The following is a 22,903-nucleotide window of genomic DNA, read 5'->3' as shown; positions in this document are numbered from 1 at the left end:
CCCCCCAGACGCGCCACCACCCGCCCCACACCCCCCCCCCCCCCCCCCCCCCCCCCCCACCCCCCCCCCCCCCCCCCCCCCCGCCCCCCCCCCCCCCCCCCCCCCCACCCTGGCTCACGGGGTCGTCGGGACCGTGATCTCGCCCGAGATGATCTGCTGGCGGTAGTCCTCGATCTGCTGCTGGATGTCGTCGATCTGCCCACCCGAGGTGGCCAGGCCGACGCCGTCGCTCTCCAGGTCGTTGAGGATGTCGATGCCGCCCTGGACGTTGCCCTCGGAGTAGTCGGTGATGAACGACTCCACCGCGTTGTCCACCCGCTTGAGCATCGAGGTCATGATGACCGCCTGCAGCGCCGGGTCGTCGACGGTCTGGTACTGGTCGGAGTCGACACCGATCGCCCGGTTGCCGGTGTCGGCGGCCGCCTGGAAGACGCCGCTGCCCGAGCCGCCCGCCGCGTGGAAGACGATGTCCGCGCCGGCGTCGTACATGCTGCGGGCCAGGATCTGGCCGCGGGCCGGGTCACCGAAGCCGGAGAAGTCACCGGCGGGGGAGATGTACTCGACGTCGACCTGGATGTCCGGGTTGACGGCCTTGGCGCCGGCCGTGAAGCCGGCCTCGAACTTCTGGATCAGCGGCATCTCGACGCCGCCGACGAAGCCGACGTGGTCGGTCTCGCTCTTCAGCGCGGCGGCGACGCCGGCGAGGAAGGAGCCCTGCTCCTCGGCGAACAGCAGGCCGGTCGCGTTCTCCAGGCCCATGTCGGCCACGGAGGAGTCGACGACGGCGAACGTGGTGTCGGGGAACTCCTCGGCGACCTCGGCGATCGTCTCGGCGTAGGCGAAGCCGACGCCGATGACCGGGTCGTAGCCGGCCTCCGCCAGGTTGGCCAGCCCCTCGACGCGGTCGGAGCCGTCGTCGTTCGGGCTGAACTCCTGGACCTCGCCGTCCAGGGCCGTGATCGCCGCCTCGACACCGGCGTACGCCGAGTCGTTGAACGACTGGTCACCACGGCCGCCGACGTCGTAGGCCAGGCCGACCTGCGGTCCACCTTCCGCGGCGGCACCACCGCCGGTGTCACCACCGCCCGCCGCGGGCTCCTCGTCGCTCGCGCAGGCCGCCAGGGCCAGGCTGCCGGCCAGCAGCAGCGCCGCGGCCTTCGTCATCCGCGCTCGGCGCAAGACGGTCTCCTTTTCTGGGGGAAGCTCCCGCCGCATGGCGGGCTCTCCCGGGTGTGGGTTGCTCGCGCCCCGGAGCCGCCCCGAGGGGTGGCCCGCAGGGGGCACGACCCCGGACGCTAACCGCGGTGACGGGGCCCGCTACCACCTCTCGCCCGGACTGAGACCCGATCGTTGCGAACACTCCTCCGTTCGGGGCCGCGCCTCCCCTGGGGCCCGTGTCCCACCTCACGTCCGCCTAGCCTCCTCGTCGTGGGAGGACGACGGGCGACCTGGCTGGCGGCCGCCGCCGCTGTCCTCGCGATCGCGGCCGGGCCGGCGCCCGCCGTGGCGGGTCCCCTCCCGACCTCGACACCGACGGCGGCGCCGCGCCCCACGGTCGACCCGGCCGCGCCCACGCCGACCGCGCCGCGCACCGCCCTGCCACCCCGGGGCACCGCGCCCGACGGGAGCACGGTGGGCGGCGAGCGGCTGCGGACACGGGGCGTGGTCGTCACCGACGGCGCTCCCCCGCTCCCCGACGGCCTCGCCGCGTCCGGGTGGCTGGTCGCCGACGCCGGCTCGGGCGCCGTCCTGGCCGCCCGCGACCCGCACGGGCGCTACTACCCGGCGAGCACGCTCAAGACCCTGACCTTCCTGACGCTCGCGCACCGGCTCGACCCGGGCCAGGTGGTGGTCGGCACGGAAGAGGACGAGCGCGTGGAGGGCAGCCGCGTGGGGCTGGTCGCCGGCGGGCAGTACCCCGTCCCGCTGCTGTTCCGGGCACTGGTGCTGCAGTCGGGCAACGACGCCGCGACGGCCCTGGCGCGGGCCTTCGGCGGCGAGGCGGCCACGCTCGCCGAGATGAACCGCACGGCGGCCGCGCTGGGGGCCTACGACACGGTCGCCGGCTCCCCCTCCGGCCTCGACGTCGCCGGGCAGTCCTCCTCCGCGTACGACCTGGCGCTGATCTTCCGCGCGCTCGTGGAGGACCCGGTCACCGCCGAGGTGCTGCGCGTCCCGACGGCCGACATGCCGGCGGTGGAGGGCCGGTTCCCCGGCTACCAGATCCAGAACCAGAACCCGCTGCGGACGACGTATCCCGGCAACCTGGGTGGCAAGACCGGCTTCACCGACGCCGCCCGCCACACCTTCGTCACCGCCGCGGAGCGCGACGGCCGCCGGCTGGTGGTCAGCGTCCTGGACACGGAGAACCGGCCGCTGACCGCGGCCGACCAGGCGGCCCGCCTGCTCGACTGGGGGTTCGCCGTCCCGGCCGCCGTCCCCGGGGTCGGGCGGCTGGTCCGACCGGGTGATCTGGTCGCCGCGACCCCACGGCCGACCCCGCCGCCGACCAGCACCGCGCCCTCCCCGTCGCTGCGGCGCACGGCGCTCGCCGCCTCCGAGGCGCAGCCGGCTCCCGCTCCGTGGGCCCTCGCCGTCCTCGCCGGGGTGGGGCTGGGCGCGGTCACTGCGATCGTGCGTCGACGTCGCCGGCCGTCTCCCGCTCCGGTGGCCGGCCGGCCGCCTCCACCGCCGGCAGGGTGGCGGTCCAGGCAGCGGTGAAGAAGGCGAACCGGAAGACGATGTTGATCCAGACGAGGATGCCGACCGCGCCACCGAAGGCCGAGGCGGTCACGCTGCCGGAGATCAGCGAGAGGTAGAGGTTCCCGATCAGCTTCATCACCTCGAAGCCGGCCGCGCCGAACAGCGCCCCGGGCAGCAGGCGGCGCACGGGGTGCGGGGTGGAGGGGACCACCTTGAGCAGCCACAGGAAGACGACGACGTCGCCCAGGAACGCCAGCGCCAGGCTCGCCACCGTGGCGAGCAGCGCGAGGCCGGGCGCGCCCTCGAGCCCGAGCACCCCGAGGAGCCACGACGTCGCCCCCGTCGCGACACCTGTCAGCGCGAGGCTCAACAGGCCGACCGCCCCGAGCAGCAGCAGGGCCAGGAGGTCCTGCACGTTGTCCCGGAGGAACTCCGGCTCCTCGGCGCGCCCCTTCCAGATGCGCTCCATGCCGATGCGCAGCTTGTCCATCGCCCGGAGGCCGGCGTAGACGAAGCCGACCAGCCCGATCACGCCGACCACCTCGGCGGAGCCGACCGCCCCGCGCAGGTCGGCCACGAGGTCCTCTCCGGTCCTCCCCGGGAAGGTGGTGCGGATGGCCTCGTAGAGCTCGCGCTGGAGCAGCTCGTCCCCGGCCAGCACGAGACCGATGCCCGAGGCGACCAGGAGCAGGACGGGGAACAGCCCCAGGAAGACGAAGTAGGTGACGCCCGCCGCCATGAGGTCGCCCTGCGTCCGCCGGTAGCGCCCGCCGGCCCGGGCCACGTGGTCCAGCCGGGGCGACCGCCGGCGGGCGGCGTCGACCGTCCTCTCGACGCGGTCCCACGCGCGCGACGGCCACCCCTTCCGGACGGCTGCCTCCTGGTCGGGGGCCTCGCGGGTGGGGGTGGAGCTCACCGCCCGAGTCTGGGGCCTGCCCCGTCCCCTCGCAGGGTCCTGACGCGGTGCCGGCTCAGTGCGCGGGGCCGGTGAGGGGGTACTCGCGGGCGACGACCCAGCTGCCGGCCGCCGACTGCTCGAACTCGGTGAAGTGCTCCACCCGGAACTCGGCCGAGAGGTCCTGCAGCCCGCAGTAGGCGAGCTCCAGCATGTCCGCCGGCACGTCATGGGCCACGGTGACGTGCGGGTGGTACGGGAAGGAGAGCGAGCGGGCGAGCGGGCCCTGGCGGACGTCGTTGGCCAGCAGCTCGCAGTTGCCGATCCCCCGCGCAACGGTCACGAAGACCACGTCGGAGACCGGCGTGAAGGTGCCGGTGCCGGCCAGGTGCATGTCGAACGGCGGGTGCGCGGCGGCGACGGCCGCGAGGTGCTCGGTGATGGCGTCGCGGTCCGCGACCGGCACCTCCGTCGGCGGGAGCAGGGTCACGTGCGGCGGCACCAGCGCCGCCTGCCGGTCGCCGACCTTGGTGCGCCAGTCGACCAGCAGCGCCGACCAGGGCTCGGGGACGGGCACGATCACCCCGAGCACCGCCGTCTCCGGTCCGGTCGCCAGCCGGCCGACGAAGGTGTCGTCGTTCATGCCGCCGGCCCGGCCGGTGGGAGGAAGCCGACCCGCTCGTACACGGCGGCCAGCGTGCGGCCGGCCACCTCGCGGGCCCGCGCGGCGCCCGCGGCGAGCAGGCGCTCCAGCTCGGCGCTGTCGGCCAGCAGCTCGGCCGTGCGCCGCTGCACGGGGGCGAGGGCGTCGGTGACGACCTCGGCGAGCTCCTTCTTCAGGTCGCCGTAGCCGCGGCCGGCGAAGTGCTCCTCGAGCTGGGCGATGCTCCGCCCCGAGAAGGCGGAGTGGATGGTGAGCAGGTTCGTGACGCCGGGCTTGCCCTCGGGGTCCGCGACGACCTCCCGCCCGGTGTCGGTGACCGCGGAGCGGATCTTCTTCGCGGTGACCTTCGGGTCGTCCAGCAGGTTGACGCAGCCCGCCGGCGGCAGGCTCTTGCTCATCTTCTTGTCCGGCGACTGCAGGTCGAGGATCTTGGCGGCGCCGGCGGGGATGTAGGCCTCGGGGAGCGTGAAGGTCTCGCCGTACCGGCCGTTGAACCGGCCGGCCAGGTCGCGGGTGAGCTCCAGGTGCTGCCGCTGGTCCTCCCCCACCGGGACCCGGTGGGCCTGGTACAGCAGGATGTCGGCGGCCTGCAGCACCGGATAGGTGAACAGCCCCACCGACGTCGGGCCGGCCCCCTCGCGCGTGCTCTTGTCCTTGAACTGCGTCATGCGGCTGGCTTCCCCGAAGCCGGTGAGGCACTGCAGAACCCAGGCCAGCTGGGCGTGCTCGGGCACCTGGCTCTGCACGAACAGGGTGCTGCGGGCCGGGTCGACGCCGAGGGCGATCAGCTGCGCCGCCGACACCAGGGTGCGCTGCCGCAGCACGGCCGGGTCCGGCTGCTCGAGGGTGATCGCGTGCAGGTCGACGACGCAGTAGAAGGCGTCGTGGTCCTCCTGCATGCTGACCCACTGCCGGAGGGCGCCGACGTAGTTCCCGAGGTGGAAGGAGTCCGCCGTCGGCTGGATGCCGGAGAGGACGCGGGGAAGAGCCACGTCGGCCATCAAACCAGCCGGGGCCGCCGTCCGTTCCGGGCTCCCCCGTTCCGCCCGGGCGCCGGCCGTCGCTACGGCCCGGTCAGCGCTGGTCAGCGGAGCGCGTCGGGCAGCGCGTCGTCGAGCGCGGCCAGGAAGACGTCGTCCTCCTCGGGCGTGCCCACCGTGACCCGGATGCCCTCGCCCGCGAACGGGCGCGTGATGACCGCACGGGACTCCAGCGCGGCCGCGAGCTCCGCCGTCCGCTCGCCGGTCGGCAGCCAGACGAAGTTGGCCTGGCTGTCGGAGACCTCCAGGCCCCGGTCCCGCAGGGCGGCGGTCAGCCGCTCGCGCTCGGCGACGACGGCGGCGCACCGGGCCCGCACCTCGTCCTCGCTGGCCAGCGCCGCGACCGCCGCCGCCTGGGCGACCATGCCGACGCTGAACGGCAGGTGGGTCTTGCGGACGGCCTCGGCGACCGCGGGGTCCTCGGCGAGCAGGTAGCCGACGCGCAGCCCGGCCAGCCCCCAGGCCTTGGAGAAGGTGCGCAGCACGGCGACGTTGGGCCGGCCGCGCATCAGCTCCGCGCCGTCGGGCACCCGCGGGTCGGTGACGAACTCGCGGTAGGCCTCGTCGAGGACGACCAGCGTCTCCGCCGGCACCGCGTCGAGGAAGCGCTCCAGTTCCGCGCGGTGCACCGCGGTGCCCGTGGGATTGTTCGGGTTGCAGACGAACACCAGCCGGGTGCTGTCGTCCAGCGCCGCGGCGAGCGCCTCGAGGTCGTGGGTGTCGGGCGACCCACCGGGCCGGCCCGGCACCAGCGGCACCTGGACCGCGCGGGCGCCGGCGACGCGGGCCAGCAGCGGGTACATCTCGAAGGAGCGCCAGGCGAAGGCCATGCTCGTGCCCGGGTCGTTGTAGGCCTGGGCGAGCTCCTGGCAGATGGCAACGGCCCCGCAACCGGTGGCGACCTGGGCGGGGTCGACGCCGTAGCGCTCGGCCAGCGCCCCGGTGAGGACGACGGCGCCGTTGTCGGGGTACCGGTTGGTGCCGGCGACCGCGGTGTTCACCGCCTCGACGACGGCGGGCAGCGGCGGGAACGCCACCTCGTTGCTGGCGAGCTTCACGGCGCGCTCGACGCCGATCTCGCGGGCGAGGTCGGCCGGGTTGCGGCCGGGCCGGTACGCGGGGAGCGACTGCACCGCCGGTCGGGCACTGACCACGTGGACCTCCACCTCCCGGGGGCCCGCCCTTCTAGGGTGTGCCCCATGCGCGTACTCGTCGCCGGCGGCGCCGGCTACATCGGCAGCGTAGTGACCGCCGCCCTGCTCGCCGGGGGGCACGAGGTCACCGTGCTCGACGACCTCTCCACCGGGCACGCGGACGCGGTGCCCGAGGGCGCGGCGCTGGCGGAGGTGTCGCTGCACGACTCGGCGCCGGTGCTCGCCGAGGTCCGCCCCGAGGCGGTGCTGCACTTCGCGGCCAGGTCGCTGGTGGGCGTCTCCCAGCAGCAGCCCGAGGACTACTGGCACACCAACGTGGGCGGCTCCTTCGCGCTGCTGGAGGCGATGCGGGCCGCCGACTGCCGGCGGATCGTCTTCTCCTCCACCGCGGCCACCTACGGCGAGCCCGACCAGGTGCCGATCCGCGAGGACGCGCCGACCCGGCCGACCAACACGTACGGGGCCTCCAAGCTCGCCGTCGACCACATGCTCACCTCGTACGCGGTCGCCCACGGCTTCGCCGCGGTGAGCCTGCGGTACTTCAACGTCGCGGGCGCCGCCTACGGGCTCGGGGAGCGGCACGCCACGGAGACCCACCTCATCCCGATCGCGCTGCAGGTCGCGGCCGGGCAGCGGGAGTCCATGACCGTCTACGGCCAGGACTACCCGACCCCCGACGGCACCTGCATCCGCGACTACGTGCACGTCGAGGACCTCTCCGACGCGCACCTGCTCGCGCTGCCCGCGCCGGCGGCCGGGGAGCACCGGATCTACAACCTGGGCAACGGCACCGGCTTCTCGGTGCAGGAAGTCGTCGAGGCCGCACGCGAGGTGACCGGCCACCCCATCCCGGTGACGATCGGCGAGCGACGGGCCGGCGACCCGGCGCAGCTGGTGGCCTCCAGCGACCGGATCCGCGCCGACCTGGGCTGGGCCCCGAAGCACACCGACCTGGTCGGCATCGTCCGGGACGCCTGGGACGTCGCCCAGGCCCGCCGGGGCTAGCTCTGGGCTAGCTCGCCTCGGTCGACTCCGAGGCGTCCTCGGGGACGGCGGGGGCCGGCGGTGGGCCGACGCGCAGGCGCGCGATCCGCCGGCCGTCGAGCTCGAGCACCTCGATGCTGCGGCCCTCGACCTCGACGGTGTCGCCCACCTCGGGCAGCCGGCCCAGCTCGGCGAGGACGAAACCGGCAGCCGTCTCGTACGGCCCCTCGGGCAGCCGCAGGTCGGTCGCGTCGGCGAAGTCGTCGAGGTTGAGCAGGCCGTCCACCTCGCGCGGCGCGTCGGGCGCCTGCCGGGCCTCGGGCGCGACCTCCTCGTCGTACTCGTCGTAGATCTCCCCGATGACCTCCTCGATGAGGTCCTCGAGGGTGACGATGCCGTCCGTGCCGCCGTACTCGTCGACGACGATCGCGAGGTGCTGGTTGTCCCGGCGCATCTCGCTGAGCACCGTGAGGACCGCGGCGGTGCCGGGCAACCGGGTGACCTGGCGGGCCAGATCACCCACGGTCGCCGCCCGTCCCGCCGGGTGGTTGGGCAGGAACAGGTCGCGCACGTGCACGAACCCCACGACGTCGTCCTGGTCCTGGCCCGCGACGGGGAACCGCGACCAGTTCGACTCCGCGACCAGCTTGGCGGCGCGGCTGGCGGTCATCGAGGCCTCCAGGAACTGGACCTCGGTGCGCGGCGTCATCACCTCGCGCACCTCGCGCTCGCCGGCGCGGAAGACCTCGTCGATGAGCCGACGCTCGTCGCTGCTCAGCGACTCGTGCGCGGCGACCAGGTCGCGCAGCTCCTCCTGGCTGATCGACTCACCGCTGGCCTTGGGGTCACCTCCGACCAGCCGGACGAGTCCGTTGGTGGACTTGGAGAGCAGCCAGATGATCGGCCGCGACAGCTTGGCGATGGCGTTCAGCGGGGCGGCGACCATCAGCGAGAAGCCCTCGGCCCGCTGCAGGGCCAGCCGCTTCGGGGTCAGCTCGCCGACGACGAGGGACACGTAGCTGATCGCGACGGTGACCAGGACCAGCGCCAGCGTGCCGGCCAGCCCTTCGCCCACGCCCTGCGTCTGCAGCCAGTCGGCCAAGGGCGCCGACAGGGTGCTCGCACCGAACGCGGCGGAGAAGAACCCGGCGAGGGTGACGCCGACCTGCACGGCGGCGAGGAACTGGTTGGGGTCCCCGAGGAGCTTCTGCACCGCCTGACCGCGGCGGCCACCCTGCTCGGCCATGGCCCGCACCTGCGACTCCCGCAGCGAGACCAGCGCGATCTCCGCACCGGCGAACGCGCCGCCGATCATGATGAAGACGACGACCATGACGATGTTGAGCCATACGTCGCTCACCGGCGGCGTGCTCCTCAGGGGTTCGGGGTGGGCGGACCGTTCCATGGTGCCGGGTCCATGCTGCCCGCCGGTGGCCCGCGCACGCTCGGGGGCCCCTGCCGGGTGGCGTGAGGGTGGACACGCCGACGGCCTTCCCCGGGGCTCCGAACACGGATAGTCTCGTTCCGATAACGGATCGTGCTCATCTTGAGGACCCGCATGCACCACCGGCCGTCCGGTCCCCCGCTCCCCGCCCACCGCTCCTCCGCCGCCGCCGGCAGCGCGCGACGCCGCCGTCTGCCACGGGTGGGGCTCGGCCTGGCGCTGACCTCCGTGGTCACCGCCGTTCTCCTCACCGCCCCGGTGGTCTCGGGTCCGGAGGTGAGCCCGCGCGCGATCGACGCGTCGTCCTCGGCCGGGTCGGCTCCCGGCTCGTCGACGTCGGTGTTCCCGGGCGCGCCCACGCAGCCCGAGGTCCCGGGCGACGCCGGTGGCGACCAGCCTGCGGGCGCCGTCCCCGGGCCGGCACCCGAGCCCTCCGGCTCCGCGGGGACCCCGACCGCGCCGGCCGCCCCTGCCCCGGCCGCCACGAGGGCCCCGGCTCCACCGCCGGCTCCTGCTCCGGCCCTCGCTCCGGCCCCCGCACCGGCTCCGGCCCCCGCTCCGGCTCCGGCTCCGACCCCGGCCCCTGCTCCCGCTCCCGCCGTGACGCGCGCCGCACCCGCACCACCTCCTCCGGTGGCCCCGCCGCCCCCCGCTCCCGCGGTCGCGCCGGCGGCTCCGGGGGTGGAGGGCGAGGTCCTGGCCCTGGTGAACGCCGAGCGCGCGAAGGCCGGGTGCGGCCCGGTGGGCGGCGACGCCGGGCTCGCCTCGGTCGCCCGGGCGCACAGCGCCGACATGCGTGACCGCGGCTTCTTCGACCACGTGAACCCCGACGGAGTCGGCCCGTTCGACCGCGCCGACCGCGCGGGCGTCTCCGCCCGGGCCGAGAACATCGCCCGCGGCCAGTCCGGGCCGGCCGCCGTCATGACCTCGTGGATGAACAGCCCCGGGCACCGGGCCAACATCCTGAACTGCGGGCTGACCCGGCTCGGCGTCGGTGTGGCGACCGGCAGCGGCGGCCCCTGGTGGACCCAGCTGTTCGGCTGACCCCGCCCGCACCCGAGCCCAGCGAGATCCGCCATGTCGGGCTCGCCGGCGCCGATCAGACCCCGATCCGGCGTCTCTCGGCTGACACCACCAGGGTGCGTAGCTGTGCGAGCAACCTTTCGGGACTCCGCAGGTCCGCCGCGGTCACGTGCAGGACCGTCCACCCCGCAGCCACCAGGCGGTTGAGCCTGCGGCGGTCGCGGCGGAACTGGTCCGGCGCGCCGTGCCAGGCGCCGTCGTACTCCAGCGCGATACGGAGGTCCGGGAGAGCCAGATCGACCCGTGCGACGAAGCCTTGGGCATCCCGGACGACGTGCTGCGGCACCGTCGGCAGCCCGGCCAGCGCGAGCACGACGCGCAGCCGGGACTCCTGGGGCGACTCCGCCCGCGGGTCCACGAGCGAGACCGCCCGGCGGCACCGACTGGCGCCCCGCACTCCTCGCAGCCCCGAAGCCGCCTCCGACAGCCGCACCAGCCCCACGACCCGGGCCGCGACCAGCGCATCGAGCGCCGGGACCGCGTCGAGCAGCGGCTCGAACCGGGCGAGGTCCACGCCCGTCCGCACGCCGGTCGTGAACCGGAAGGGTCCCCTCTGCACCACGTCGAAGTCTTCGACCGCGGTCCGCCGGACGGCCAGACCCGCCGCCGTACCGCAACGCGACGACGGCGGCACGATGAATTCGACGGGGCTCTGCGCATCGACGAGCCCGGTGACGCCGTGCAGGTAGGCGGCCGTGCGGCCGCAGAACACCGCGCGGTCCGGCGCGAGCAGCCGGGCACCGCGCACGCGGAGGCCGAACGACTCCGGCAGCCGCGCGTCGGCGTAGATCCCGTGGAACAGCCGCCGCCACGCTGAGCTGCGCAACTCTTCCGCCGTCAGCACGCCGTCGGCGACGACGTCACGGCCGCGGAAGACGGCACCGTGCAGGACCTCGGGACGGCGAGCGCTGGGCACGACGGGAGCCTGCCGGGGACGGCGGCGCTCGGCGGGCGCCGTCCACAGGCCCGGCGAGACGCGCCAGACCGGGCCTCCGGGGGGTCCGTGAGGACCGATGCGGCGCATCTGGGCAGCGGGCAGGCCCCGGATGCGCGGCGGCCCCCGCACCCGGAGGGGGTGCGGGGGCCGCCCGGCCCCGTCCAGAGGCTCACCCCGAGCCTGCGAGGGGTGAGGAGGACGGGGTCCTTCTTCAGGCCATGGCCTTCTTGAGGTTGGTGTCGATGGCCGCCAGGAAGTCCTGGGTGGTGAGCCACGGCTGGTCCTTGCTGATCAGCAGCGCCAGGTCCTTGGTCATCTGACCGCCTTCGACGGTGTCGATGCAGACCTTCTCCAGCGTCTCCGCGAAGCGGGTCACCTCGGGGGTGCCGTCCAGCTTGCCGCGGTGGGCCAGGCCCCGCGTCCAGGCGAAGATCGACGCGATCGGGTTGGTCGACGTCTCCTTGCCCTGCTGGTGCTGGCGGAAGTGCCGGGTCACCGTCCCGTGCGCGGCCTCGGCCTCGACGGTGCGGCCGTCGGGGCTCATCAGCACCGAGGTCATGAGGCCCAGCGAGCCGAAGCCCTGCGCCACGGTGTCGGACTGGACGTCACCGTCGTAGTTCTTGCAGGCCCAGACGTAGCCGCCCTCCCACTTGAGGGAGGCGGCGACCATGTCGTCGATCAGCCGGTGCTCGTAGGTGATGCCGGCGGCGTCGAACTTCTCCTTGAACTCGGCCTGGAAGACCTCTTCGAACAGGTCCTTGAACCGGCCGTCGTAGGCCTTGAGGATCGTGTTCTTGGTGGAGAGGTAGACCGGGTACTCGCGCTGGAGCCCGTAGTTCATCGAGGCGCGCGCGAAGTCGCGGATCGAGTCGTCGAGGTTGTACATCGCCATCGCGACACCGCCGCCGGGCGACTGGAAGACCTCGTGCTCGATCGGCTCCGAGCCGTCCTTCGGCGTGAAGGTGATCGTCAGCGTCCCCTCGCCGGGGAACTTGAAGTCGGTCGCGCGGTACTGGTCACCGAAGGCGTGACGGCCGACGACGATCGGCTTGGTCCAGCCCGGCACCAGCCGCGGCACGTTCTCCATGATGATCGGCTCGCGGAAGATGACGCCCCCGAGGATGTTGCGGATCGTCCCGTTGGGCGAGCGGTACATCCGCTTGAGGCCGAACTCCTCGACGCGCGCCTCGTCGGGCGTGATCGTCGCGCACTTGACGCCGACGCCGTGCTTCTTGATGGCGTTCGCGGAGTCGACGGTGATCTGGTCGTCGGTCGCGTCCCGCGATTCGATGCCCAGGTCGTAGTACTCCAGGTTGACGTCGAGGTAGGGGAGGATCAGCTGGTCCTTGATGAACTGCCAGATGATCCGGGTCATCTCGTCGCCGTCGAGCTCGACGACGGTGCCCTCGACCTTGATCTTGCTCACGCATTCTCCTTGTGAGGTCACGGCCCCGTCCCGAGGCTCGCCCCGAGCTTGCGAGGGGTGAGGAGGACGGGGTCCTTCTACTTCTTCAGAGGTCGGCTACGTCGGCCTGCTTCGCGCGCACTGCTTCGGCCGCCTCGCGCAGACCCGCCACTTCGCTCTCCGCCAGGTCGCTCTCGACGACCCGGCGGACGCCTTCCCGGCCGATCTCGGCCTCCACCCCGAGGTAGACCCCCGAGATGCCGTACTCGCCGTCGACCCAGGCGCACACCGGCATGACGGCGCCGGAGTCCTCCATGACCGCGCGGGCCATGCGGGCGGCAGCGGCGGACGGAGCGTAGTAGGCCGACCCGGTCTTGAGCAGGGCCACGACCTCCGCACCACCGTTGCGGGTGCGCTGGACGAGGTGCTCGATGCGGTCGGGCGCCATCACCTCGGACAGCGGCTTGCCGTCGACCGTGCAGCGCGACGGCACCGGGACCATGGTGTCGCCGTGCGAGCCCAGCGTCAGGGTGCGCACCGAGGAGACGGGGACGCCCAGCTCCTCGGCGACGTTGTTGGTGAAGCGCGCCGTGTCGAGCATCCCGGCCTGGCCCATGACCCGCTGCTTCGGGAAGCCGGTGGCCAGCTGCGCCAGGGCGGTCATCTCGTCGAGCGGGTTGGAGACGACGATGACGACGGCGTCGGGCGAGGTGCGCGCGATGTTCTCCGCGACCTGCCGGACGATGCCCGCGTTCGTCTCGATCAGATCCATGCGGCTCATGCCGGGCTTGCGCGGGAGGCCCGCGGTGATGACGACGACGTCGGAGCCCTCGGTGCCCTCGTAGGAGCCGCCTCCGACGCCGATGACCTCGGTCTCGAATCCCTCGATCGGCCGGGACTGGTTCATGTCCAGCGCCAGGCCCTCGGGCTTGCCCTCCACGATGTCGGTGAGGACGACGGTCTCGAAGACGTCGTACTCAGCGAGCCGGAGCGCGGTGGTGGAGCCGTAGAAACCGGCACCGACGACGGTGACCTTGCCGTTCCTGGGCTGCTTCGCCATGGCCGTCAACCTAGCGGTGCTCGGCGCCTCGTGCCGCCCCGGGGACCCTCACGTCCCGGGGATGGCCAGCGCGACGGCGGTGAGCGTGATCCCGGCACCGGCGAGCAGCACGACGTCGACCGCCCGGCTGCGCACCGCGAGGAAGCCGACCCGGCGTACCGGGAGGAGGAGCCGCAGCAGTGCCGCGCCGACCATCGCCAGCCCGATGACGACCAGCCCCCGGCGCCAGTGCTCGAAGGTGACCAGCAGCAGCCCGGACCCGACCACGACCAGCACCGCCAGCAGCGGCAGCTGCCGCACCAGCCCCGCGAGGAAGGGGCGGCGGACGTAGAGCGGCGGGCGGGTCACGGTCAGGCCGAGAGGGCCGCGAGCGCGGCGGCCCGCTCGGCGGCGAGCACGACGTTCTGCAGCAGCATCGCCCGCGTCATCGGCCCCACCCCGCCCGGGTTCGGTGCCACGTGGCCGGCCACCTCGACGACGTCCTTCGCGACGTCGCCGGCGATCTTCCCGTCCACCCGGCTCACGCCGACGTCGAGGACGGCGGCCCCGGGCTTGACCATCCCGGCGGTGATCAGGCCGGGCACACCGGCTGCGGCCACCACGACGTCCGCCGAGCGCACGTGCGCGGCGAGGTCCCGGGTCCCGGTGTGGCAGAGGGTGACCGTCGCGTTCTCGGTGCGCCGGGTGAGCAGGAGGCCCAGTGGCCGGCCGACGGTGATGCCGCGCCCGATGACGACCACCTCCGCGCCGGCGATCGGCACGTCGTAGCGGCGCAGCAGCTCCACGATGCCGACCGGTGTGCACGGCAGCGGCCCGGGGACGTTCAGGACCAGCCGGCCGAGGTTGACCGGGTGCAGGCCGTCGGCGTCCTTGGCCGGGTCCATGGCCTCCAGCACCCGGCTCTCCTCGATGCCCGCCGGCAGCGGCAGCTGCACGATGTAGCCGGTGCAGCCGGGGTCGGCGTTCAGCTCGGCGACGACGGCCAGCACGTCGGCCTCGGTGGCCGTGGCCGGCAGCTCGCGCTGGATGCTCGCGATGCCGACCTCGGCGCAGTCGGAGTGCTTGGCGTCGACGTACCACCGGCTGCCGGGGTCGTCACCCACCAGCAGGGTGCCGAGACCGGGCCGGTGACCGGCCGCGGAGAGAGCGGCCACCCGCTCGGTCAGCTCGGCGCGGATCGCCGCCGCGGTGGCCTTGCCGTCCAGGATCGTCGCGGGCACGCGCACAGTCTGCCGGAACAGCTCCCGCCGGCGTCGGTGCGGCCCTAGGGTCGAGCGCAACGGGGCGCCCGGCCCCGCCGACCCCGGAGGTGCGCGATGACCGAACGCGACCACGGCGCGACCGCGTCCTACGGCACCGGACCGGCGGCGACCGACCCCGCCTACTCCGACCGCCCGGTGGCCTTCCGCGGGCCGGAGAGCCTGGGCGGGCTGCTGCTCATCCTCGCCGGGATCGTCGCCGCCGTCAGCCTCCCCCTGGACTGGCTGCGGGACCGCGACGACAGCGGGTGGTCGCTGGTGCGCGATGCCTTCGACGACCTCGGGCGGGTGTTCGACGACGGCGGCTGGCAGCCCCTGGCCATCGTGCTCGGTGGTGGACTCCTGCTGCTCCTCGGCGTGGCGCTGTGGCTGCCCGCCCGCAGCCACCGGTTCGTGGGGCTCCTGGCGCTGGTGGTCAGCGGGATCGTGACGGCCGCGGTGCTGGTGCCGCTCGCCGACGCCGGCTGGGACCTCGGCTTCTTCGGCCCCGGTTTCTGGTGCGCGATCGCCGTCGCCGTCCTCGGGCTGCTCGGCTCGCTCAAGGCCGCGCTCACCGGTCCCCGGTACGTGACGAGGTAGCCCTCAGGCCTCCACGCGCGCGCCGTGGGCGCGGGCGAACTGCACCGCCTGGACGGCGTCGAGCCGCACGTCGGTCAGCTCGAAGGAGCGCCAGTTCAGCTCGTCGGTGGAGGCGCCGCGCAGGTCGGCCCCGCGCAGCTTCGCGTTCTGCAGCCGCGCCCGGTCCAGGTCGGCGGAGCTGAGGTCGGTGCCGCGCAGGTCGGCGTCGGTGAGGTCGGCCTCCCGGAACCGCTGCCCCGACAGCTGCAGCGCCGAGAGGTCGACCCCGCGCAGCGACGTCCACGACCAGTCGCAGTCGATCGCCGTCAGCGGCCGCAGCTGCGCGCCGGCGAAGTGCGAGCCGGTGAGCTTGCAGCCGTCCAGGGTGGTGTCGAACAACCGCGCCCGGTCGAAGCGGCAGGAGAGGAAGGCCGTGCCCAGGTGCCGCGAGCCGCCCATGCGCACACCGGTGAGCACGCAGTCCTCGAAGACGCAACGGCGGGTGACCAGCTCCTCCAGGCCGGCGTCGTCGAACCGGCACCGGCGGAAGGTGACGCCGTCGAGCTGCACCCCCCACCAGTCGACCCGCGCGAAGTCCTCCCCCTCGACGACGGCGCCGGCCTCCGGCGGCCGCACGTGCGGGCGGGACGAGAACGCCCGTGGCCCCGTGTGGGGACCCGCGCCGAGCCTGCGAGGTGTGGGGGGCACGGGGTCCTCTCAGTGGGCGAAGTGGCGGGTACCGGTCAGGTACAGCGGCACCCCGGCCTCGGCCGCGGCCGCGACGACCTCCTCGTCGCGCACCGACCCACCGGGCTGGACGACGGCGCGCACCCCCGCGTCGAGCAGCACCTGCAGGCCGTCGGCGAACGGGAAGAACGCGTCGGAGGCGGCGACGGCGCCCGCGGCCCGCTCCCCCGCCCGCGCGACCGCGAGCCGTGCGGAGTCGACCCGGTTCACCTGGCCCATGCCCACGCCGACGGTGGCCCGGTCGTGGGCGAGCAGGATCGCGTTGCTCTTCACCGCGCGTACCGCCCGCCAGGCGAAGACCAGGTCGTCGAGGCCCGCGGCGTCCAGCGGCTCGCCGGTCGCGAGGGTCCAGGTGGTGGGGTCGTCGCCCGCGGCGTCGATGCGGTCCCGGGTCTGCAGGAGCAACCCGCCGCTGATCGGGCGGGACTCCACGCCGTTCTCCGGCAGGTGCGGCAGCCGCAGCAGCCGGATGTTCTTCTTGCCCGTCAGCACCGCGACGGCGTCGTCGGTGAAGCCGGGGGCGACGACCACCTCGGTGAACACCTCGGCCACCTGCTCGGCCATGGTCAGGTCGACCTCGCGGTTGGCCGCGATGACGCCCCCGAAGGCCGACACCGGGTCGCAGGCGTGCGCCTTGCGGTGGGCCGCGGCGATGTCCGCGCCGACGGCGATGCCGCAGGGGTTGGCGTGCTTGATGATCGCCACGCACGGCTCGTCGTGGTCGTGCGCGGCCCGCCAGGCGGCGTCGGTGTCGACGTAGTTGTTGTAGGACATCTGCTTGCCGTGCAGCTGCTCGGCGTGGGCGAGCCCCGGCCTCTCCGAGCGGTACAGCGCGGCGGCCTGGTGCGGGTTCTCCCCGTAGCGGAGGACGTCGGCCCGCTCCCAGCTGCCACCCACCCAGGCGGGGAATCCGCTGTCGTCGTCGGGGGCGAGCACGTTCCCCATCCACGAGGCGACGGCGACGTCGTAGGAGGCGGTGTGCCGGAAGGCGGCGGCCGCCAGTCGTCGCCGCTCGGCCAGCGTGAAGCCGCCGGCGGAGACCGCGGTGAGGACGTCGTCGTACCGGGCCGGGTCGACGACGACGGCGACCGAGGGGTGGTTCTTGGCCGCGGCGCGCACCATCGCCGGCCCGCCGATGTCGATCTGCTCCACGCACTCGTCGGGGGCGGCCCCGGAGGCCACCGTCTCGGTGAACGGGTAGAGGTTGACGACGACCAGGTCGAAGGCGGCGATGCCGAGCTCGGCGAGTTGCGCGACGTGCTCGTCCTTGCGCCGGTCGGCGAGGATGCCCGCGTGCACGGCGGGGTGCAGCGTCTTCACCCGGCCGTCGAGGCACTCGGGGAAGCCGGTGACCTGCTCGACCGGGGTGACCGGGATGCCGGCGTCGGCGATCCGGCGCGCGGTGGCCCCGGTGCTCACCAGCTCCACCCCGGCGGCGGCCAGCCCGCGGGCGAGCTGCTCGACGCCGGACTTGTCGTAGACGCCCAGCAGGGCGCGGCGGATCGGGGTGCGGTCGCTCATCGGGTGCTCTTCCTCGTCCGGTGGGGGGTGGTCGGGGGCGCGGCGACGACGGCCGCCACCGTCTCCACCAGGAGCTGGCGCTCCACGTCCTTGATCCGCTCGTGCAGCGTCGCCTCGTCGTCCCCGGGGAGCACCGGCACCTCGCGCTGGGCGAGCACCGGGCCGGTGTCGACTCCGGCGTCGACGAGGTGCACGGTCGCGCCGGTCACGGCGGCGCCGGCCGCCAGGGCGTCGCGGACCGCGTGCGCCCCGGGGAACGCCGGCAGCAGCGCCGGGTGGGTGTTGACGAGCCGACCCTCGAAGGCGGCGAGCACCGCCGGCCCGACGATCTTCATGAAGCCGGCCGAGACGACGAGGTCGGGCTCGAACCCGGCGATCCGCTCGGCCAGGGCGCGGTCCCAGGCGGGCCGGTCGGGGTGCTCGCCGAGGGCGCAGACGAAGGTGGGCAGCCCGCGCCGCCGGGCGTGCTCGAGCCCCGGGGCCTCGCGGTCGGCGCCGACGGCGACCACCTCCGCCGGGTAGCCGGGGTCGTCGGTGGCCTCCAGCAGGGCCTCGCACAGCGATCCGGTCCCCGACAGCAGGACGACGACCCTCGCCCGGGCAGGAGACGCGTGGGCGGGCACGGCGCCGACCCTATAAGGAGCCCCTCGCCCTCCACCGCTCGCACGCTCGCGGCGGGCCCCTGCGAGGGAGCCGGGCGACGGGATCCTGCTCCTTTCAGCCCAGGGCCCGCCAGCGGGTGATCGCGCCGGCGAGAGCCGCGGCGATCGCCGCCTGCGCCGCGATCGCGATACCGGTGGCCACCGGTGCGGCGCCGACCGGCGAGAGGGCGCCGTCGCCGAGCGTGCCCCCCGCGGTCCAGGCGAGCAGCCCGGCGAGCAGGCCGAGCAGCGACCCGGCCAGCAGCCCGGCGAGACCGGCGACGACCGAGCCGCCGTCCCGGTCGGTGAACCACCGGCCCAGGGTGACCCCGGTGACCAGGCCCGCCACGGCGGGGATGACCTGCGAGACGAAGGCGACCAGCGGCACCGCCTGCGTGTCCGGCAGCGCCGCGAGCAGTGGCAGCGCGGGGACGCTGCCCAGCGTGACGCCGTGCACGGACACCAGCGTGCCGGTGCCCACGGAGAAGCCCGGCCCGGCGGCCAGCCCGAGGACGGCGACCGCCGCGTTCGGCAGGTAGAGCGCGCTCAGGCCGAGCAGGCCGAGGGCCCCCGCGCCCGCCCCACCGAGCGCGCCGGAGACCGCGGCGTACCCCGAGGCGTCGCTGGCCAGCGCCACCGCCACCACGAGGAAGGCCAGGGCCAGCGCGGTCAGCAGCCCGGCGAGGACCCCGCGGAGCACCGGGCGGACGACGCCCGGCAGCCGGTCCAGCCCGGCGTCGACGAGCCCGGACTCGCGGCCCGCGCCCCACCCGACGGCGAGCAGCGTCAGACCCGCCGGGAGCAGCAGCGTGCGCGGCCAGCCGGTGCCGGCCGTGTTGCCGTCCACCGCGAGCGCGAGCAGCCAGGTGAGCGCCAGGTGGACGAGCACCACCGTCGCCGCCGCCCGGGCCACCGACCGGCCGTGCGCCCCGTCGTCCAGGACCCGGACGGCGGCCCGCCCGGCCCACGACAGCCCCCCGGCCGCGAGCAGGGTCAGCAGCAGAGGTGCCAGCGCCAGGGGGCCGGAGGCCGGCCGGAGCTCGGCCCCGTGCGCGAGCAGCCACAGCCGGGTGCCGAGGGCCGCCGACCCGCCGGCCGACATGCCGCCGGCCGGGTCCAGGGTCTGCACGACGACCAGCGCGAGCCAGAGACCGACGAGCCCGACGACCGTGACGGCGGCCGCGCCGAGGGCGGCCAGGACGGCCGGGGGTGCCGGCCACCCGGCCGACCCGGCGTCCCGCCGGAAGGGCAGACGTGCGAGCAGCGGGACCACCTCACCACTCTCGCAAGCTCCCGCGGCCGATGTCCGCCGCACGCGCCGAGCCGGCCGGCCTCCAGCGACCGCGCCGGGACGCCGGTCAGGTGTCCGTGCCCGGCCGGTCGCTCTGCGTGGTGCCGGACGCCTCCCCGGAGGCCGTCGAGCCGCCGGGGCCGCCGGTGCCCCCCGGGAGCTCCTCGGACGCGGGCCGCGCCTGCTGCGGCGGCCACGGCGCCTGCTGGTGCGGGTAGGGCTGCCCCGGCGCGTAGGGCTGACCGTGCGGCGCGTAGGGGTAGGGCTGGCCGGGCCACTGCCCGCCGTGGTGCTGCACGACCGGCCGCGGGGGGCGCTCCCGCAGCTCGCGGCGCAGGGCGAGCACCGCCACCACGGTGATGGCGACGCCGGTGAGGAAGCCCAGCAGCGCCCAGAACGAGAAGGCGTACCGGAGGGTGTCCAGCCAGGAGAAGAGGGTGAGCGTGAGCCCCAGACCGGCCAGGCCGGCGGTCACCGCGGAGCGGGGGAAGGTGAGCGTCGTCCGGACGAAGGCGGGGAGGACGGCCCAGGCCGTCGCCAGCAGGAAGAGCACGAAGGCGGCCACCACCATGCCGTCCTCGAAACCGCTGAAGGTCACCCCGAACGTCGCGTCGCCGAACCGCCACCAGGGCAGGAAGCCGACGAGGAGGAACAGCAGCGTGCCGCCCGCGACGGCGAGGTCGGTCCAGGTCAGCCGCCTGGGGTCGACGGAGAACTCCGCGCCCCCCGGCCGCCCCCCGGTCGGCTGACCCGGGCCGTACGGCGGCGGTCCGTACCCCGGCGCGTAGGCCGGCTGACCGTAGGGCTGCTGCCCGTAGGCCGGCGGGGGTGCACCGTAGGGCTGCGACCCGTACGGGGGCTGCCCGTACGGGGGCTGCCCGTACGGGGGCTGCCCGTACGGGGGCTGCCCGTAGCCCTGCCCATAGGGAGGCTGGCCGTACTGCGACTGCCCGTAGGAGGCCTGCCCGTACGGGGGCTGCCCGTACTGCGGCTGCCCGTAGCCCTGCCCATGGGGAGGCTGGCCGTACTGCGGCTGCCCGTAGGGGGCCTGCCCCTGCGGGGGCTGGCCGTATGGCGCCTGCCCCTGCTGGGGCTGGCCGTGCGGGGGCTGTCCGTGCGGAGCCTGGCCGTGCGGCTGCTGCCCCGGCTCAGCCGTCCGCGGGGCCTCGTGCGCCTGCCCCTCGGGTGGCTGGGCACCCGCGGGAGAGCCGCCGTCCTCGGGCGGCTGCGGGGGCTGGCTGGCGGTCACGGTGATCTCCTCCGGACGGAACGGGTGCGCGTCGATCGTGGCGGTCGGGGCGCGGCGCGCGCAACGGCGCACCACGGCCCGGACGCACCGCTGCCCGGTGACCAGGAGGGTCACCGGGCAGCGGGGCGGTCGGGGCGGCGTCCGCTAGCCGACGATCTCGCGCATGAGCTGCGCGGTCTCCGACGGCGTCTTGCCCACGCGCACGCCGGCGGCCTCCAGGGCCTCCTTCTTCGCCTGGGCGGTGCCGGCCGAGCCGGACACGATGGCGCCGGCGTGGCCCATCGTCTTGCCCTCGGGCGCGGTGAAGCCGGCGACGTAGCCGACGACCGGCTTGGTCACGTTGGCCTTGACGAAGTCCGCGGCCCGCTCCTCGGCGTCGCCACCGATCTCACCGATCATCACGATGGCCTCGGTCTCCGGGTCGTCCTGGAACGCCTGGAGCGCGTCGATGTGCGTGGTCCCGATGACCGGGTCGCCGCCGATGCCGATCGCGGTCGAGAAACCGATGTCCCGCAGCTCGTACATCATCTGGTAGGTCAGCGTGCCCGACTTCGACACCAGGCCGATCTTGCCCTGCTTGGTGATGTTGGCCGGGATGATGCCGGCGTTGCTGCGCCCGGGGCTGATGAGGCCGGGGCAGTTCGGGCCGATGATGCGGGTCGAGCCACCCTGGGCGTGGGCCCAGAAGTAGGTCGAGTCGTGCACCGGGATGCCCTCGGTGATGACGACGGCGAGCCCGATCTGGGCGTCCACGGCCTCGATGACGGCGGCCTTGGCGAACGGCGGCGGCACGAAGATCACGCTGACGTCGGCGCCGGTCTCCTTCATCGCCTCGGCGACGCCACCGAAGACCGGCACGCTGGTGCCGTCGAAGTCGACGGACTGGCCGGCCTTGCGCGGGTTGACGCCGCCGACGATCGCGGTGCCCGAGGCGAGCATGCGCTGCGTGTGCTTCATGCCCTCGGAGCCGGTCATGCCCTGGACGATGACCTTGCTGTTCTCGTTGAGGAAGATCGACATGTCTCTGGTGTCCTGTCGGGAGTCGGGGCGATCAGGCGGCGAGCTCGGCGGCCCGGCGCGCGGCGCCGTCCATCGTGTCGACCAGGGTGACCAGCGGGTGGTTGGCCTCGGCGAGGATTCGCCGGCCCTCCTCGACGTTGTTGCCGTCGAGGCGGACGACCAGGGGCTTGGTGGCCTCGTCGCCGAGGATGCCCAGGGCCTGGACAATGCCGTTCGCCACGGCGTCGCAGGCGGTGATGCCGCCGAAGACGTTGACGAACACGCTCTTGACGGCCGGGTCGGAGAGGATGATCTCCAGGCCGTTGGCCATCACCTCGGCGGAGGCGCCGCCACCGATGTCGAGGAAGTTGGCCGGCTTGACGCCGCCGAACTCCTCACCGGCGTAGGCGACCACGTCGAGGGTGCTCATGACCAGGCCGGCACCGTTGCCGATGATCCCGACCTCGCCCTCGAGCTTGACGTAGTTGAGGTCCTTCTCCTTGGCCCGCGCCTCGAGCGGGTCGGCGGAGGCGGCGTCCTCGAGCGCGGCGTGCGCCTCGTGGCGGAAGCCGGCGTTCTCGTCGAGGGTGACCTTGGCGTCCAGGGCGAGCACCGTGCCGTCGGGGGCCTTGGCGAGGGGGTTGACCTCGACCAGCGTCGCGTCCTCCTTGCTGAAGACGTCCCACAGCTGGACGGCGATCGCGATGACCTGGTCGCGCACCTCTGCGGCGAAGCCGGCGGCGTCCACGATCTCGGCGGCCTTGGCCGTGTCGACACCCTTGCTGGCGTCGATCGGGATGCGGGCCAGCGCCTCGGGGCGCTCGACGGCGAGCTGCTCGATCTCCACGCCGCCCTCGACGCTGGCCATGGCGAGGAAGGTGCGGTTGGACCGGTCGAGCAGGTAGGAGAAGTAGTACTCCTCGGCGATGTCGCTGGCCTGGGCGACCATCACGCGGTGCGTGATGTGGCCCTTGATGTCCAGCCCCAGGATGTCCTGGGCGCGCGCCCTGGCGTCCTCGGGGTTGTCGGCGAGCTTGACGCCGCCGGCCTTGCCGCGACCGCCGGTCTTCACCTGGGCCTTGACGACGACGGTCTGCCCGATCTCGCGGGCGATCGCCTCCGCCTGCTCCGGGGTTTCGGCGACGCCGCCGGGGAGCACGGGGACACCGTGCGAGGCCAACAGGTCACGGGCCTGGTACTCGAAGAGATCCACGAAAAGGCACCGTAGCCCGCCCGCAACCGCGCCGCTGCCCCGGGCCGGGAGGGAGC

22 protein-coding genes are annotated in these 22,903 nt (G+C 74.4%); 4 read left to right on the top strand and 18 right to left on the bottom strand.

Annotated elements, in window-relative coordinates:
• Positions 1 to 114 precede the first annotated feature (114 nt).
• Positions 115 to 1,179, bottom strand: coding sequence for a BMP family lipoprotein (locus ACI794_RS04390; RefSeq protein WP_456579585.1), 1,065 nt, complete (start codon positions 1,177 to 1,179; stop codon positions 115 to 117).
• 249 nt (positions 1,180 to 1,428) lie between these two features.
• Between ACI794_RS04390 and ACI794_RS04385 the strand changes: the two genes are divergently transcribed.
• Positions 1,429 to 2,721 (top strand): D-alanyl-D-alanine carboxypeptidase family protein, encoded by a 1,293-nt coding sequence (locus ACI794_RS04385; RefSeq protein WP_456615729.1) that lies wholly within the window; start codon positions 1,429 to 1,431, stop codon positions 2,719 to 2,721.
• On the opposite strand, the gene ACI794_RS04380 is transcribed toward ACI794_RS04385, so the two are convergent.
• The 4 genes from ACI794_RS04380 to hisC all read right to left on the bottom strand — a co-directional run bounded on the left by ACI794_RS04380 (position 2,624) and on the right by hisC (position 6,456).
• Entirely contained in the window at positions 2,624 to 3,619 is a 996-nt protein-coding gene (locus ACI794_RS04380; protein WP_456603968.1) for a YihY/virulence factor BrkB family protein, read from the bottom strand. The two genes, ACI794_RS04385 and ACI794_RS04380, sit on opposite strands and share 98 nt — an antisense overlap.
• Positions 3,620 to 3,674: 55 nt before the next feature.
• Positions 3,675 to 4,241, bottom strand: a complete 567-nt coding sequence (locus tag ACI794_RS04375) for a 2'-5' RNA ligase family protein (RefSeq protein ID WP_456603967.1) — start codon at positions 4,239 to 4,241, stop codon at positions 3,675 to 3,677.
• Positions 4,238 to 5,263, bottom strand: a complete 1,026-nt coding sequence (trpS, locus tag ACI794_RS04370) for a tryptophan--tRNA ligase (RefSeq protein WP_456579589.1) — start codon at positions 5,261 to 5,263, stop codon at positions 4,238 to 4,240. Before trpS ends, ACI794_RS04375 begins: the two co-directional genes overlap by 4 nt.
• Before the next feature lie 83 nt (positions 5,264 to 5,346).
• Positions 5,347 to 6,456 (bottom strand): histidinol-phosphate transaminase, encoded by a 1,110-nt coding sequence (hisC, locus tag ACI794_RS04365; protein WP_456615728.1) that lies wholly within the window; start codon positions 6,454 to 6,456, stop codon positions 5,347 to 5,349.
• Positions 6,457 to 6,501: 45 nt separating this feature from the next.
• Between hisC and galE the strand changes: the two genes are divergently transcribed.
• Positions 6,502 to 7,461 carry a UDP-glucose 4-epimerase GalE gene (gene galE, locus ACI794_RS04360; RefSeq protein WP_456579591.1) on the top strand — a complete coding sequence of 320 codons (960 nt, stop codon included), beginning with the start codon at positions 6,502 to 6,504 and terminating at the stop codon, positions 7,459 to 7,461.
• Positions 7,462 to 7,468: 7 nt separating this feature from the next.
• Here the strand turns inward: galE and ACI794_RS04355 are convergent, their stop codons facing one another.
• On the bottom strand, positions 7,469 to 8,800 hold the full coding sequence (locus ACI794_RS04355; RefSeq protein WP_456579592.1) for a hemolysin family protein: 1,332 nt from the start codon (positions 8,798 to 8,800) through the stop codon (positions 7,469 to 7,471).
• A gap of 717 nt (positions 8,801 to 9,517) precedes the next feature.
• Here ACI794_RS04355 and ACI794_RS04350 point away from each other — a divergent pair.
• Positions 9,518 to 9,928, top strand: coding sequence for a CAP domain-containing protein (locus ACI794_RS04350; RefSeq protein WP_456615727.1), 411 nt, complete (start codon positions 9,518 to 9,520; stop codon positions 9,926 to 9,928).
• A 55-nt stretch (positions 9,929 to 9,983) separates the two neighbouring features.
• Here the strand turns inward: ACI794_RS04350 and ACI794_RS04345 are convergent, their stop codons facing one another.
• The 5 genes from ACI794_RS04345 to ACI794_RS04325 form a co-directional block, all read right to left on the bottom strand.
• Complete coding sequence (locus tag ACI794_RS04345) at positions 9,984 to 10,883, bottom strand: hypothetical protein (RefSeq protein WP_456615726.1); 900 nt, start codon at positions 10,881 to 10,883, stop codon at positions 9,984 to 9,986.
• 232 nt (positions 10,884 to 11,115) lie between these two features.
• Positions 11,116 to 12,330, bottom strand: a complete 1,215-nt coding sequence (locus ACI794_RS04340) for an NADP-dependent isocitrate dehydrogenase (protein ID WP_456579595.1) — start codon at positions 12,328 to 12,330, stop codon at positions 11,116 to 11,118.
• 85 nt (positions 12,331 to 12,415) lie between these two features.
• The gene (gene mdh / locus ACI794_RS04335; RefSeq protein ID WP_456603961.1) at positions 12,416 to 13,369 is read right to left on the bottom strand and encodes a malate dehydrogenase; all 954 of its coding nucleotides are present in this window, start codon (positions 13,367 to 13,369) and stop codon (positions 12,416 to 12,418) included.
• Between the two features lie 48 nt (positions 13,370 to 13,417).
• Positions 13,418 to 13,717, bottom strand: coding sequence for a DUF3017 domain-containing protein (locus ACI794_RS04330; RefSeq protein WP_456603960.1), 300 nt, complete (start codon positions 13,715 to 13,717; stop codon positions 13,418 to 13,420).
• Positions 13,718 to 13,719: 2 nt separating this feature from the next.
• Positions 13,720 to 14,589, bottom strand: coding sequence for a bifunctional methylenetetrahydrofolate dehydrogenase/methenyltetrahydrofolate cyclohydrolase (locus ACI794_RS04325; protein ID WP_456615725.1), 870 nt, complete (start codon positions 14,587 to 14,589; stop codon positions 13,720 to 13,722).
• 96 nt (positions 14,590 to 14,685) lie between these two features.
• Between ACI794_RS04325 and ACI794_RS04320 the strand changes: the two genes are divergently transcribed.
• Positions 14,686 to 15,207, top strand: a complete 522-nt coding sequence (locus ACI794_RS04320) for a hypothetical protein (RefSeq protein WP_456603958.1) — start codon at positions 14,686 to 14,688, stop codon at positions 15,205 to 15,207.
• A gap of 3 nt (positions 15,208 to 15,210) precedes the next feature.
• Here the strand turns inward: ACI794_RS04320 and ACI794_RS04315 are convergent, their stop codons facing one another.
• The 7 genes from ACI794_RS04315 to sucC all read right to left on the bottom strand — a co-directional run bounded on the left by ACI794_RS04315 (position 15,211) and on the right by sucC (position 22,847).
• The gene (locus tag ACI794_RS04315; protein ID WP_456603957.1) at positions 15,211 to 15,822 is read right to left on the bottom strand and encodes a pentapeptide repeat-containing protein; all 612 of its coding nucleotides are present in this window, start codon (positions 15,820 to 15,822) and stop codon (positions 15,211 to 15,213) included.
• 81 nt (positions 15,823 to 15,903) lie between these two features.
• The gene (purH, locus tag ACI794_RS04310; protein WP_456615724.1) at positions 15,904 to 17,454 is read right to left on the bottom strand and encodes a bifunctional phosphoribosylaminoimidazolecarboxamide formyltransferase/IMP cyclohydrolase; all 1,551 of its coding nucleotides are present in this window, start codon (positions 17,452 to 17,454) and stop codon (positions 15,904 to 15,906) included.
• Positions 17,451 to 18,077, bottom strand: coding sequence for a phosphoribosylglycinamide formyltransferase (gene purN, locus ACI794_RS04305; protein ID WP_456603955.1), 627 nt, complete (start codon positions 18,075 to 18,077; stop codon positions 17,451 to 17,453). Before purN ends, purH begins: the two co-directional genes overlap by 4 nt.
• Positions 18,078 to 18,171: 94 nt before the next feature.
• On the bottom strand, positions 18,172 to 19,368 hold the full coding sequence (locus tag ACI794_RS04300) for a cell division protein PerM (protein WP_456615723.1): 1,197 nt from the start codon (positions 19,366 to 19,368) through the stop codon (positions 18,172 to 18,174).
• 85 nt (positions 19,369 to 19,453) lie between these two features.
• Complete coding sequence (locus ACI794_RS04295; protein ID WP_456615722.1) at positions 19,454 to 20,635, bottom strand: hypothetical protein; 1,182 nt, start codon at positions 20,633 to 20,635, stop codon at positions 19,454 to 19,456.
• 144 nt (positions 20,636 to 20,779) lie between these two features.
• Positions 20,780 to 21,655 carry a succinate--CoA ligase subunit alpha gene (gene sucD, locus ACI794_RS04290; RefSeq protein ID WP_456560410.1) on the bottom strand — a complete coding sequence of 292 codons (876 nt, stop codon included), beginning with the start codon at positions 21,653 to 21,655 and terminating at the stop codon, positions 20,780 to 20,782.
• Positions 21,656 to 21,686: 31 nt separating this feature from the next.
• Complete coding sequence (gene sucC / locus ACI794_RS04285) at positions 21,687 to 22,847, bottom strand: ADP-forming succinate--CoA ligase subunit beta (RefSeq protein WP_456603952.1); 1,161 nt, start codon at positions 22,845 to 22,847, stop codon at positions 21,687 to 21,689.
• Between the last annotated feature and the right edge of the window lie 56 nt (positions 22,848 to 22,903).

Source organism: Blastococcus sp. SYSU DS0541 (genome assembly GCF_054050875.1).
Note: the sequence above shows the minus strand (reverse complement) of the source record. Positions and strands in the feature narration are given on the sequence as shown.